This window comes from uncultured Abiotrophia sp., from assembly GCF_938010525.1.
GTDB lineage: Bacteria > Bacillota > Bacilli > Lactobacillales > Aerococcaceae > Abiotrophia.
The window spans coordinates 116,721-130,146 of record NZ_CALLVK010000021.1 but is presented as its reverse complement, the minus strand read 5'-3'; the positions used below and the strand labels follow the sequence as shown (position 1 = coordinate 130,146).

Annotated in this window: 9 protein-coding genes; 8 read left to right on the top strand and 1 reads right to left on the bottom strand. The window is 45.7% G+C overall.

Going from position 1 to position 13,426, the window contains the following annotated elements; genetic code table 11:
• The first annotated feature begins 120 nt into the window (after positions 1-120).
• The 6 genes from Q0339_RS05290 to Q0339_RS05265 all read left to right on the top strand — a co-directional run bounded on the left by Q0339_RS05290 (position 121) and on the right by Q0339_RS05265 (position 7,319).
• A complete protein-coding gene (locus tag Q0339_RS05290; RefSeq protein ID WP_291428750.1) occupies positions 121-1,431 on the top strand; it encodes a sugar ABC transporter substrate-binding protein in 1,311 nt (436 codons plus the stop codon).
• A gap of 62 nt (positions 1,432-1,493) precedes the next feature.
• Positions 1,494-2,372, top strand: a complete 879-nt coding sequence (locus Q0339_RS05285; protein ID WP_070756527.1) for a sugar ABC transporter permease — start codon at positions 1,494-1,496, stop codon at positions 2,370-2,372.
• 1 nt (position 2,373) lies between these two features.
• On the top strand, positions 2,374-3,219 hold the full coding sequence (locus Q0339_RS05280; RefSeq protein WP_268442065.1) for a carbohydrate ABC transporter permease: 846 nt from the start codon (positions 2,374-2,376) through the stop codon (positions 3,217-3,219).
• Positions 3,220-3,234: 15 nt separating this feature from the next.
• Positions 3,235-4,716 (top strand): glycoside hydrolase family 32 protein, encoded by a 1,482-nt coding sequence (locus tag Q0339_RS05275; protein ID WP_298077769.1) that lies wholly within the window; start codon positions 3,235-3,237, stop codon positions 4,714-4,716.
• A gap of 232 nt (positions 4,717-4,948) precedes the next feature.
• The gene (locus Q0339_RS05270) at positions 4,949-5,230 is read left to right on the top strand and encodes a DUF6110 family protein (protein ID WP_023391164.1); all 282 of its coding nucleotides are present in this window, start codon (positions 4,949-4,951) and stop codon (positions 5,228-5,230) included.
• Position 5,231: 1 nt separating this feature from the next.
• Complete coding sequence (locus Q0339_RS05265; RefSeq protein ID WP_298077766.1) at positions 5,232-7,319, top strand: heavy metal translocating P-type ATPase; 2,088 nt, start codon at positions 5,232-5,234, stop codon at positions 7,317-7,319.
• 141 nt (positions 7,320-7,460) lie between these two features.
• On the opposite strand, the gene Q0339_RS05260 is transcribed toward Q0339_RS05265, so the two are convergent.
• Positions 7,461-9,314: an amidase family protein gene (locus Q0339_RS05260; RefSeq protein ID WP_298077765.1), complete on the bottom strand. Its 1,854-nt coding sequence runs from the start codon at positions 9,312-9,314 to the stop codon at positions 7,461-7,463.
• 536 nt (positions 9,315-9,850) lie between these two features.
• Between Q0339_RS05260 and pheS the strand changes: the two genes are divergently transcribed.
• Both pheS and pheT read left to right on the top strand, forming a co-directional pair.
• On the top strand, positions 9,851-10,912 hold the full coding sequence (pheS, locus tag Q0339_RS05255; RefSeq protein ID WP_298077763.1) for a phenylalanine--tRNA ligase subunit alpha: 1,062 nt from the start codon (positions 9,851-9,853) through the stop codon (positions 10,910-10,912).
• A complete protein-coding gene (gene pheT, locus Q0339_RS05250; protein WP_298077762.1) occupies positions 10,912-13,338 on the top strand; it encodes a phenylalanine--tRNA ligase subunit beta in 2,427 nt (808 codons plus the stop codon). Before pheS ends, pheT begins: the two co-directional genes overlap by 1 nt.
• The last annotated feature ends 88 nt before the right edge of the window (positions 13,339-13,426 follow it).

Here is a 13,426-nt window from a genome sequence, read left to right as displayed (position 1 = left end):
TATTATTATTAAGGTATAAATTGAAACGTTTCAAATCCCGAGCCCCAGCTAGACCCATTATCCTGCCGTGGGCTTGACTTTTAAAAAAGAATTGAAACGTTTCAAAAAGGAGGAAACAACATGAAAAAAGGATTCATCTTATCTGCTCTGACCACTTTATCGATGAGCTTCTTAGCAGGAGCAATGGCGCCAACCCCCGTAGCCCATGCTGCCGGCCAAGACATCAAGGTTTGGGTACAGTTTTCAGATGAGACCGCAGAAGGGAAGGCTTGGGCAAAAGTCGTAGAAAACTTCAACAAGAAGTACGATGGAAAGTACCAAGTAACAACAGAATACATTCCTCGTAGTGGTTCTGGTGGTGGTTATGAAGACAAGGTCAACGCGGGTATTACCACTAACACCTTGCCAGACGTTATTACTTTAGATGGACCAAACACAGCAGCCTATGCTAAGTCTAAGGTGATTGCGCCATTGGATGACTACTTAGCTGACGCTAATATGGATGATGTACTTGATTCCATTAAACAACAAGGGACCTATGATGGTAAATTCTATGCCTTTGGTTTCTCTGAATCCAACGTAGGGATTTATTACAACAAGAAAATGTTCAAGGAAGCTGGGATTGAAGATTCAGAACTTCCTACTCTGCAAAAACCATGGACTTGGGACGAATTTAAGGCAATCAGCAAGAAGTTGACAGACCACTTCAAACAACCAGCAATTGACTTCCGCCTCAATTCTATGGACGAAATGCTGCCATATGCCTATATGCCATTACTCTGGTCAAATGGTGGGACTGTTGTGAATGAAGACGGGACTAAGGCACAAGGTTACTTCAACAGTAAGGAAAGTGTTGAGGCCGTTCAATTCATTCAAGATTTAGTCAAAGAAGGTTACACCACGATTAGCCCAGTTGAAAAAGGCTTTGAAACAGGCGTTTACCCAATGCTCTTAAGCGGATCTTGGACCATTAATGACTTAAATGAAAACTATAAAGACATTGAATATGGTATCCTGCCTTACCCAGTATCTAATACTACTAAGAAATTAGTTTCCCCATCTGGTAGCTGGCAATTAGCTGTGACGGAAAAGTCAGAACAAAAAGAAGGGGCAGCTGAATTCATTAAGTTTGCAACCAACACCGAGTCTAGTGAAATCATTAGCCTAGGCAACAGCGTTCTGCCAATCCGTAAGACCACCATTGCGAATATCAAGGATAAGGTATCTGAGCCAATGCGCTTCTTGATGGAACAAAATGCTGCGACCGCCCACGCTCGTCCAGTAGTGGTCGCTTACCCACAAGTATCTCGTGCTTTCCAACAAGCCATGCAAGATATTAGTTACTATGAAGAAAATCCAGACGTGCAACAAGTCTTGGATCAACGTGCAGAAGAAATGCAAATTGCGATTGACGAAGCGCTCAATCAATAAGACCTTGGGCAGGTAGTTCCGCTAGGGGCTATCTGCCTTCTTTGAAGAAAGAGGAGTCTGACATGAACAAGAAAAAGAAATTCAAAGAAAATCTCTTAGGCTATGGTTTTCTGTCACCAGCCTTGATATTACTATTTATTTTCCTAATCATTCCGGTGGGTATGGTCATCTACTATGCTTTCACAGATTACTATATGCTAGCACCAGACGAACGTAAATTTATCGGATTGGATAATTTCTTCCGTCTAGCTAAGGACAAAACTTTTATTAAGAGTTTTTGGAACACTGTGCAATTCGTCGTCTGGATTATCCCAGTTCAACTGGGTGCAGCCCTAGGGATGGCTCTTATTGTCAATAAGAAGCGGAAGGGGAATATCTTTTTTAAGGTGGCTTTTTTTGCACCGGTTGTCATGTCCCTGGTCGTTATTTCCATTCTATGGCTATACCTCTTGAATCCTAATAATGGGCTTTTGAATGCTCTCTTGGAAAAAGTAGGCATTGCCAAGCAACCCTTCCTGACCAGCCCTAAACAAGCCATGTATGCCATCGTCTTTGTATCTGCCTGGCAAGGGGCCGGTTACCAGATGTTGCTCTTCTTAGGTGGCTTACAGAATATCCCGCAAGATGTTTATGAAGCAGCAGAAATCGACGGCATTAGCAAGTGGAATCAATTCCGCTATATTACCATGCCGCTGCTCAAGCCAACGGCCTTGTTCGTCCTTTTGACGACCTTAATTTCGGCCTTTAAGCTATTGGTCCAACCAATGGTTATGACACAGGGTGGCCCGGCCAACTCTACCATTACCATGGTTTACTACATTTACCGCAAAGGTTTCACGGACCGTTTGGTAGGGTACTCTAGTTCCATTGCCCTAGTCTTTACAACCTTAATTGGGGTTATTTCCCTGGTGCAACGCCGGGTCTTGAAGGAGGATGAATAGGATGAAACGCTTGAAACCAAGAAGCTTGCTTGAATATATTCTCCTGATTTTGCTGGCTGGCCTCTTCCTCTTCCCTATGATTTGGATGGTAGTCTCGTCTATGAAGCCAGAGGCTGATGTCTATAAGAACTTAAAAGGCTGGGAAGCCTTTTTACCAAGTCTCAATCCAGCCAACTGGTTTAAGACTTATGAAGAAGTCCTTCAACGCTTCAGTATTGTGACCTACATGGCTAACAGTGTTTTCTACGCTGTAACCTTTGCAGTAGGCTCTATCTTAATCAATTCCTTGGCCGGCTTTGCCTTTGCCCGTATTAATTTCACAGGTAAGAAGTGGCTCTTCGGATTTCTTCTGGCCTTACTCATTATTCCTGGCGAAATGATGTTGATCCCGCAGTTCACCATTATTAATGCCCTAGGACTCGTGAATAGCCGTTTGGCGGTCATCATTCCAGGTCTAGCGAGCGTCTTCAATATCTATCTCTTCCGCAACTTTTTCATCGCCATTCCGGAGGAAATTATTGAGTCTGCGCGGATAGACGGGGCAGGGATTGTTCGGATTTTCTTCCGCATCATGTTGCCAATGTCTAAGCCAGCAATCGCAACAGTCGGCGTGCTGTCCTTTATCTCTAGCTGGAACGACTATATCTGGCCACTGATGGTCTTAACAGATTCTTCCAAGTTTTCAATGCAGGTGGCGATTACGACCATTAATACCACGCAACCTGTTTATATTAACCAAGTGATGGCCGTGCTGACCATCTCAACGATTCCTCTGATTCTCGTCTATATTGTAGCTCAAAAATATATTCTTCAAGGCCTGGGTGGTTCCGGGACCGGGATTAAATAGTAAGTAGGTGACCAAATGCAAGAACAACTCTCACGGGCTAATGCCTACATTGCCCAACACTCAGCACAAGTAAATCCACGTTTTCGTCAGAGCTATCATCTCATGCCTCCTGTTGGCTGGATGAATGATCCCAATGGTTTTATCTACTATGAAGGATATTATCATCTTTTCTATCAATTCTATCCCTATGATAGCGTCTGGGGACCTATGCATTGGGGTCACGCACGTAGCAAAGATTTAACGCACTGGGAAGATCTTCCAGTTGCCTTAGCACCTAGCGAAGCCTATGATCAATCAGGATGCTTCTCAGGTAGTGCTTTGGTTATTGATGGTCAATTGGTCTTAATGTATACCGGCCATGTCGACCAGCAGGGGCAGGTGACTCAGACGCAATGTTTGGCGGTTTCTGATGATGGAATTAACTTCCGTAAATACGAGGGCAATCCTGTCATTGCCCATAAGCATATTGAAGGTGTGGCTGACATTGCTGATTTCCGCGACCCTAAAATTTTGCAACACAATGGTCGCTATTACTCAGTAATTGCCTCCAAGACCGTTGATCATCGCGGTCAGATTCTGCTCTTCGAATCCGCAAATGGTTTTGATTGGGACTTTAAGTCTGTTTTGCTTGAAGGGCAGGCCGGACATGGCGTCATGTGGGAGTGTCCGGATCTTTTCCCGCTAGACGGTAAATGGGTACTAATTATGTCACCGATTGAGCGTGAGCGAGATGGCAATGCTTATTGGAATCTGAATTCCACTGTCGCCTATATCGGTCAAATGGACTGGAATACTGGCCGCTTCCAGGTAGAAAATCAGCATGAAATCGATGGCGGCTTAGACTTCTATGCACCTCAAACTTGTCTGAACTCAGAAAATGAACGTATCATGGTAGCTTGGATGCAGATGTGGCAACGTAACATTCCATCCCATGAACTTGGTGATGGTTGGGCTGGAGCGATGAGCTTGCCAAGACAGGTGCGAGTTATGGATAATCGATTGTGTCAGTCAATTCCAAGCTCAGTACTAGCGCAATTTAGCGAGGACAAGACCTGGCAAGGACAACTAGAGCCTGGCCAAGAGTTCTATCTATCCGATTGGGTTAAGTCCCAACAAGTCTTAAAATTGAATTTAGAAGCCGTTCCTGGTGCTGTCTTCCAACTGCATTATGGTGGTAAACCCGATCATCCGGAAGGCCTCAGCTTAACTTGGCAAGCAGATCAAGCTCTCTTGACTGTCAAACGAGATGGGGTAGGCCATCAAATTATCGGTAAAGAAGAGCCTTATCTAGATAGTCGTCTGCTTGATATTTGGAGCGATACCCCTTATCGCTTGGAACTGGAAATTGTTCGCGACACTTCGTCCATTGAGGTTTTTGTTAACAAAAAACAAGTCATGTCTTTCACTTTTTATGCTGAGGGGCTTGGAATAGGCATAGGCTTAGTGTCAAGTCAGCTAGTAAAAGTTGAGAATTTGACCAACTATAGTCTCAGATAAAACTATAAGAAAAGGCTGGGAATGTGTAAGTTCCAGCCTTTTGCATGTCTTGAGGGGAGGCCCCCAATAAAACAGGGAAATCTTTATAGGTAGAGTGAATCAAATTAAGTCTGCTTTTTACGACGCTAGCAGGCAATTTAGGTCCCCCTTATTCTTGTAATCAAAATGTAACCAGACCTAAGAGTAGATGTGATATAATAATTCCATAGCAAAATTATAGGGGGTTATTTTTATGTCATTAAATGCATTAAAAGTCTTAAAAGGCATTTCTAAAGTACCGAGTGTTTTTCTAAGTGGCGTCGCTTTTGGGACGCTTGGACTCAAATTGTTGACAAGCAAAGAAGCTAAAAAAGGTTATGCGACTGTCTTAGCCAAAACCTACAAGGCTAAAGACGGTATCGACAGCATGGTTTCTGCCGTCAAGCAACATGCGGACGACATAGTAGCTGACGCTAAGGATCTCTATCAAGCAGAGAAAACAGCAGATCAACTCGCATCATTAGAGGGTGAATAACGTGCAATTTCAAGTGTTGCATCAGTCAAGTGGCCGGGTTCGACTTCGCGCCACTTTTCCTTTTACTGAAGATGTAAAATACTATCTTGAGGGCTTAACTTCGGACTTCCCCGACATTCTAAGATTGGACTTTTATGAAGATCCTTATGTGGTAGCTATCCATGTGATGCCTGGTCGTCAGGCCGTTGTAGCTCAATTATGGGACTTAATTCAGAAGGATAAATTAGAAGAACTTTATCGTCATCCCCAGCATCACGCAGCTTCAAGCCCTTATGCCTTAGTATCCTCAGCTGTGGGGCGTCACTACCTCTTCAAGTGGTTCATGCCAGTGCCTGTACGTTTGGCTAGAACCCTGTGGAAAGCTCTAGGCTACTTCCGTGATGCTTGGCGTGTTCTGCGACAGGGTAAGTTAACCATGGAAATTTTGGACTGTTCCGCCATTCTAGTGTCACTCGCGATGAAACAGACCGATACGGCTAGCGCCATCATGTTTATCCTAGAATTAGGGGAGACACTCAACTATTGGACCCAAAAACGCTCCCTAGAAGATCTTGAAGCCAGCATCGCTGGTCAAGGCCGCCAAGTATGGTTACTCAAGGGAGACCACTTGCTACAAATCGATAGCCAAGAAGTCCAAGTAGGTGATGTGCTTGTCTTCTATGAAGGCAGTGAGTTGCTCTTTGATGGGATTGTCTTGAATGGTCGAGCTAGTGTCAATGAGAGCTCCTTGACTGGTGAATCCTTCCCAGTAATCAAGGCTGTGGGGGATGAAGTCTACTCTAACACGGTCTTAACCAGTGGAGAACTACACGTTCGTGTAGAAAATCCAACCGCTAACTACCGTATACAAGAGCTAGTTAAGCTCATGCAAGAAGCGGCACAGCAGGAAGGAACCTACCAGTATAAGTACACCTCCATTGCTGATCGCATCGTCAAGTATAATTTCTTGGGAGCAGCGTTGACCTATATCCTAACAGGATCCTTTACCAAGGCAATTTCCTTCCTGTTAGTCGATTACTCCTGTGCGCTTAAATTATCGACTCCTATGGTGTACCTCTCCGCCATCAAGCAATTGATGCATCAGCAAGTTGTTGTGAAGAATTCGACAGTTCTGGACCAATTTGATGAAGTTGATACCTTAGTCTTTGATAAGACGGGGACCATTACCACTTCTCGTCCAGTTATTGAAGAAGTCATTCCTTTTCATGGCTATAGTGCAGAAGATGTCATCATGATTGGCGCCTGTTTAGAAGAGCATATTTACCATCCAATCGCTCATGCCTTGGTGGATAAGGCGGCTCGAGAAGGCATCATTCATGAAGAAATGCATACCGAGCTCAACCACATAGCTTCCAAGGGCATTCGTTCTGAAATCGATGGTAACGTCGTAGTGATTGGGAGCTTAGGTTTAATGGAAGAATCAGGGATTGAGATTGAAGCCGATCAGAGTCAATTGATTCGTCAGAAAGAAACACACTATAATTTACTCTACCTAGGTTATCGCCAGAAACTGATTGCCATGTTCTGCGTGGCGATTCCAGTTCGCCATGAGGCGCATAGTGTTCTACACGCTCTAAAAGGCTTGGGCAAGTATTTAGTCCTCTTAACAGGCGATACAGCGGCCAGAACCAATCGCTTAGTAGCAGACTTGCCTTTTGATGAAGTTCATACCAGTATGACGCCAGTGACTAAATTTGATTATGTCCAAAGGATGCAAGCGCAAGGCCACCGCGTCCTGATGATAGGGGATGGCCTCAATGATTCGGCTGCCCTATCTGCCAGTGATGTGGGCGTGGTTATGGGCGAAGGGGCGGAGGTTTCTAAGCAGATTAGTGACATTATGCTGCCATCCAATAATTTAGCTTCGCTTTTAACCTTGCATCAAGTCTCTGTCAATCTCAAGCAAGAAATTCAGGGGAATGTGCGGGATACTATTGCCATTAATTCAGGTCTTATCGGTTTGGGGGTACTGAATTGGCTTAAACCAAGTAGTTTGGCAATCTTGCATAACATGACGACCTTTGGGATTCTTTGCCGTAGCTATCTGAAGGGCAATGTAAGGCTAGAGAGTGAGGAAGAGGAGAAGTAATGACTTTGTTTAAATTACTTATCGAATGTGGAATCATACGGTGGAGACGACCACGATCAACATAGTAAAAGCAAAAGGCCCCCATGACTTAGAATGTTAAGTCATGGGGGTCTCTTCTACATTTTCTAAGGGGTGTGGAAGCTAATTCGGATTGGAGCCATCTATTTTTGTTTGGGACAGCGTAATTAGCCCTAGTAAGGTGAAGAGTATGGAGAGGACCTGAGAGCTAATACTTGATAGATCACCAGTCTCAGGGAGTTTAGCTGAAATCTGCTTACTTCCTTCTGCTCCACCAATTAGCTGTTGGTTTTCAGAGGAGCTAAACAATTCGTTCGAGCTGGTGTCTGCTGCCAAAGTGCTGGGTTCATTCTGGCTTGTTTCTAGTTCTGGACGGTTAAATTGTTGATTTGCCGCCATCAAATCGCCTAATTGGAGCAGGTAACGGTCATTTCCTATGGCAGCATTAAACTGAATGCCTAAAGGAAGGCCAGATTTGGTGACTAAAGCAGGGAGACTTAGGGCAGGCTCACCTGTCAAATTGGCGAATTGTGTGTAGGGCGTAAGGGCAAGAGATGGGAGCCAGTGATCATAAATCAGTTGCATCTTGGCCTCATGGCTCAAATTTTCCGAATTCTTAATCAGTTCAAGGTCTTGGTCAGACACTAGAGCTTGATCAATGCGCGGAGCGGTGTAGGCCGTTGTAGGTGTTAAGAAAAGAGGATAGCGTTGGTGGAAATCAGCCATGGTTTGACGGACTTGCTGGATGCGAGCCCAGGCCTGATTTACTTCTTCCTTGGTCATGGTCTTGCTTGCCTGGTAGAGTAGCCAGCTAGTAGGGTCTACATCATCATAGCGTAGCTCTCGTTTGAGCTTGGTCTTGGCTAGATAACCTACTACACCCATTTGGCTAGCATTGATTGTATAGTAATCCTTCATTAATTGGACACCATCAAAAGGCCAGTTTACTTCTTCCAAACGGAAACCTTTGCCTCGCAAAAAGGCTACGGTTCGCTCAACTGCCAGTTGAGCCTCGGGGCTGACTTGCGTTCCAACGGGAGATAAGCTGGTATAGCCAATTGCTAGTCGTTTTAACTCTGCTTCGGTCAAGGCTTGAGCCAAGGAAGCATCCGGTTTCTTCATCGCTTCAAACAAGCTCTTGGTATCTTCCATGGTTTTGGTCATCATAAAATGGGCCACTGTATTTTTGTCGATGGAGGCATTGCCCACTATGACGCCACGACTAGGCTTAAGGCCAATAAGTCCATTCCAGGAAGCCGGAATACGTATGGAGCCACCCGCATCACTACCGGTCGCAGTTGGGGTCATGCCAGCGGCTGTAGCTGCACCAGAGCCACCGCTGGAACCGCCTGCCTGATAGTCAGGGTTCCAGGGGCTGCCAGTAGGGCCATAGAGCTTGGAATCTGTAATGTTCTTTAGTCCCATTTCAGGATAATTGGTCTGGCCAATGAGGATAAAGCCTAAGTCTTGCAAGGACTTAACGAAGGGACTTGTCGAGCCAGCTTTTTGGTTGGCTAAGAAGGTCAGGCCATTGGAGTTGGGCATGCCCTTAATGGTGTGACCTAATCCTTTTACCAATAATGGAACGCCTAAGAAGGGTTGGCCTTGATCTTTAATTTGCCTAGCTTCAGTCAAGGCCTCTTCAGCTCTTAGACTAATCACTGCATGCAGGGCAGGGTCTTTTTCCTTGATAGTGGTTAGAGCAAAATTTACCAATTCTTCACTTGTGACTTTACCAGAGCGGACCCATTCAGCCTGTTGACTAGCATCAGCCGCTTGATAGGCAGCAAGGTCTATCTTAGATTCGGCTTGATCGTTAGCTTGACTGGCTGATCCATCGTCTCTTGAGGATACTTGACTGCTTTCGATGTCTGAACTTGAAACGTCTTGTGCCCAGGCAATCGGATGGCCAGCGCTTGTTAGCAACCATAGGGATAATAGGGCCAGTAAGCGCATCTTAATTTTCTGTTTTAGCATTTTTTACACATCCTTTCATAACTTGCCAGTTTATTATACGCCTTATCTTAAGCGCTTCCTATACCCTTGGTCATTTAAGCCACCAAAAAAACATCATCATTCGCCATTTGACTCTAGGAGGGGAGGGCAAAGGAAAGAAAAGTGAACATTTGCGAATCATATGACTTGAATTCCCATCTAACGAGCTATCCTCTGTTGACTAAGCATTTGCTTTAAGCTATACTAGTAGCTATCACAGATGAAGCATAAAGCAATGAGGAAATCCGTTAAGTTCGCACAAGTCAGGGAGGCACTTCACCGACTGCAAGGGTGCCAAAGGTAAGCCGAACTTAGCCTTCAATTTCTTAGCTTGACCGTTAAGTTTTTAGTCAATAGAAATGAACAGGTCACCGCCCGCCACGGTTAAGGGCGTCAAGTGCTCGAAGGGCCAGTCCCTTCGAGAACGAGGGTGGTACCACGGTAGCTCGTCCCTTATAGGGGCGGGCTATTTTTATTACCTTGTTTCATCTGAAATAATGATAAAGGAGTCTTGCACCATGTCAGATATCAATACGCATATTGAGGCTTTAGAAGCCTTGCGTCAACAAGCGATTCCGCAATTAGAAGCAACTGAATCCATCAAGGATTTAGAGAAAGTTCGTCTAGATTACCTGGGTAAGAAAGGACTTTTTGCTACTGTTGCGCAAGCTATGCGCGAGCTATCAGCAGAAGACCGGCCTAAATTAGGTCAGGTTATGAACCAAGTGAAGTCAGCCTTCGAAGAAATGTTGGAAAGTCGTCGCCACAAACTAGAAGAAATGGCCTTGGAAGCTAAATTAGCTCTGGAGACAGTAGATGTGACCTTGCCAGGTCGCAAGCCAGCTGGGGGCGCCCGCCACATCATTACCCAAACCATGGAGGAGATTGAAGACCTCTTTATCGGCATGGGCTATCAGGTCGTGGAAGGTCCAGAAGTAGAGTTGGACCACTATAACTTCGAAATGATGAACCTGCCTAAGACCCACCCAGCGCGTGATATGCAGGATACCTTCTATATTGACAGCGAAGTCTTGTTGCGGACCCACACTTCGCCAGTTCAAGCCCGGACCATGGAAAAACATGATTTCAGTCAAGGGCCATTGAAGATGATTTCACCAGGTAAGGTCTTCCGTCGCGATAGTGATGATGCGACCCACTCCCACCAATTCCACCAAATTGAAGGGTTAGTGGTAGACAAACATGTGACCATGGCCGACCTCAAGGGGACGCTTCAAGCCTTTGCCCGTACACTTTTTGGGGCGGAACGTGAAATCCGTCTTCGCCCATCCTACTTCCCATTCACCGAGCCATCAGTTGAAGTAGATGTAAGCTGCTTCAAGTGTGGCGGGGATGGCTGTAATGTCTGCAAACATACTGGCTGGATTGAAATCCTAGGAGCAGGTATGGTTCATCCAAATGTCTTGGAAATGGCCGGCATTGATTCAACCGTTTATTCCGGCTTTGCCTTCGGTTTAGGCCCTGACCGGGTAGCGATGTTGAAGTATAACATTGACGATATTCGTCACTTCTATCAAAATGACTTGCGCTTCTTAAGCCAGTTCAGAGGAGGTCAGAACTAATGTATTTATCATTCGAATGGCTCAATGATTATTTAGACTTAACAGGTTTAACAGGGGAAGCTCTAGCCGATCGTATGTCCCGGACCGGGATTGAAATCGAAGCAGTTGAAAACTATGGGGCTGAATTATCTGGTTTAGTGGTCGGGCAAGTTTTGTCGGTTGAAGACCATGCTGATAGTGACCATCTCCATGTCTGCCAAGTGACTGTAGGCGATCAGGAGCCCCTGCAAATTGTCTGTGGGGCAGCTAATGTGGTGTCTGGCGCTAAAGTTATTGTGGCCACTATTGGGGCTCGTTTAGCCGGTGGTTTGAAGATTAAGAAGGGCAAATTACGTGGGGTCGAGTCCCATGGGATGCTGTGTGCCCTCCAGGAACTAGGCTTCCCTGACAGCGTGGTGCCAAAAGTCTATGCAGAGGGTCTCTTCCTCTTGCCAGCAGATGCGCCAGTCGGGACAGATGTGGTGGAATACCTCAAGTTAGATGATCCAATCTTAGAACTCTCGATTACGCCTAACCGGGCAGATGCGCTCTCTATGCGTGGGGCAGCCTATGAAGTAGGAGCTATTATCGACCAGGTACCTAACTTCGATAATATTCATCGCCAAGCGACACAAGCCGCTGATGCATCCCTCTTGTCTGATGTGACGGTAAAAATTTCAGATAGTGATTTGTCTGCTTGCTACCAAGCTCGAGTGATTGACCAAGTGGAGATTAAAGAAAGCCCGCTTTGGTTGCAAATGCGTCTGATGAAAGCAGGGGTTCGGCCACATAACAATATCGTGGACATCACCAACTACTTCCTCATGCTATACGGCCAACCACTTCATGCCTTTGACTATGATACCTTAGAGCACAAGGCCTTGGGCGTCCGCCCAGCTCGTGAAGGCGAGCTACTTGTGACCCTAGACGGTAGCGAGCGCCACTTGTCAGCAAGCGACATTGTCATCACCGACCAAGACCGGGCGGTTGCGCTAGCCGGGGTAATGGGGGGCCTAGATACAGAAGTGACCGACAAGACCCGTCGTGTCCTCTTAGAATCAGCCGTCTTTAATCCGATTGCTATTCGTCAAACTTCTAAGAAATTCAACCTTCGTTCTGAATCTAGCATGCGTTTTGAAAAAGGCATTAACCAAGCGACTATCAGCGAAGCGGGCCAGGAAGCCGCTAACTGGATGGCCTACTATAGTGGGGGCCAAGTGGTGCCTGGTTTAGTCGAAGAGAATCATTTGGACCTGAACCCAATTGTGGTCACTGTACCTTATCGCGCTATTCAAGATAAGATTGGGATTGACTTGAGCCATGAAGAGCTGAGTCATATCTTCCGTCGTCTTGGCTTTGACTTAGCCTTAGGCGAAGATAGCTTCACCGTAACCGTCCCTAAACGTCGTTGGGATATCAGCATTGAAGCTGATATTCTAGAGGAAGTAGCTCGGATTTATGGCTATGATAACCTACCAACGACCTTGCCGGTAGTACCAAGTACGCCAGGTCGTCTCAATGCCAAACAAAAACTGGTGCGTCAGACTCGCAATATCTTGGAAGGCCTGGGCCTCAACCAAGTCATCAGCTATGTACTGACTTCACCTAAGCAAGCCGACTTGATGAAGTCGAAAGACTACCCAGTAGTCGCTTTGGACTTCCCGATGAGTGAAGACCGTTCTGTCTTGCGTCAGAGCCTCTTCCCAGCTCTCTTAGAAATCGCCAAGTACAATGCTGCGCGTCAGAATCCAAGTTTAGCCTTTTATGAGACAGGTAAAGTCTTCTATGGTCAAGGAAGCAATGTTCAACCACTCGAACAAGAGCGTCTAGCCATTCTCTTATCAGGGGTTAAGGAAAGTAAATCCTGGTATGGGCCAGCTCAATCCTATGATTTCTTTGATCTCAAAGGTGCTCTTGAAGGCTACTTGGCAGCCATTCGCTTGGATAAGCAAGTCAGCTTCCAGGCTGTCTCTACCTATCCTGAGCTCCATCCTGGTCGGACTGCTCAAGTCCTCTTAGGTGACCAAGTGATTGGTGTTATGGGACAAATCCATCCAGTCTTAGCTAAGTCTTACGACTTGGATGAAGCTAGCTTCTTCGCTGAATTAGACTTTGATGCTATTTTAGCGGTTCAACGTCCAGCCTTAGTTCAACGTCCAATTCCTAAGTATCCTTCTACCTCACGTGACCTAGCTCTCTTAGTAGATTTAGAGCAAGACCAAGCAGGCCTAGCTCAGCTTATGAAGGCCCATGGTGGGGAAAACTTAGTCTCGGTTGAGCTCTTCGACTTATTCATTAACCTTGACCTCTTCCGAGGCAAGAAGTCGCTAGCCTACCGACTGATCTTCCAAAACCCAGATAAGACCTTAACAGACGAGGATGTTCAATCCGCTATGGATCGGATTAGAACTGTACTCGAGACAGTGTCAGGTTTAGAAATTCGCTAAGCCCATGAGAGACTAGAAGCTGCTTCTAGTCTCTTTATTTTGGCCTAGGCTTTTCATTTAGCAAGTGAGAAGGTATACTGTAGCTATG

What these genes read in the sequence shown, in the direction of transcription:
- Q0339_RS05290 (WP_291428750.1), top strand. Translation starts at nt 121, where the DNA reads ATGAAAAAAGGATTCATCTTATCTGCTCTGACCACTTTATCGATGAGC.
- Q0339_RS05285 (WP_070756527.1), top strand. Translation starts at nt 1,494, where the DNA reads ATGAACAAGAAAAAGAAATTCAAAGAAAATCTCTTAGGCTATGGTTTT.
- Q0339_RS05280 (WP_268442065.1), top strand. Translation starts at nt 2,374, where the DNA reads ATGAAACGCTTGAAACCAAGAAGCTTGCTTGAATATATTCTCCTGATT.
- Q0339_RS05275 (WP_298077769.1), top strand. Translation starts at nt 3,235, where the DNA reads ATGCAAGAACAACTCTCACGGGCTAATGCCTACATTGCCCAACACTCA.
- Q0339_RS05270 (WP_023391164.1), top strand. Translation starts at nt 4,949, where the DNA reads ATGTCATTAAATGCATTAAAAGTCTTAAAAGGCATTTCTAAAGTACCG.
- Q0339_RS05260 (WP_298077765.1), bottom strand. Translation starts at nt 9,314, where the DNA reads ATGCTAAAACAGAAAATTAAGATGCGCTTACTGGCCCTATTATCCCTA.
- pheS (WP_298077763.1), top strand. Translation starts at nt 9,851, where the DNA reads ATGTCAGATATCAATACGCATATTGAGGCTTTAGAAGCCTTGCGTCAA.
- pheT (WP_298077762.1), top strand. Translation starts at nt 10,912, where the DNA reads ATGTATTTATCATTCGAATGGCTCAATGATTATTTAGACTTAACAGGT.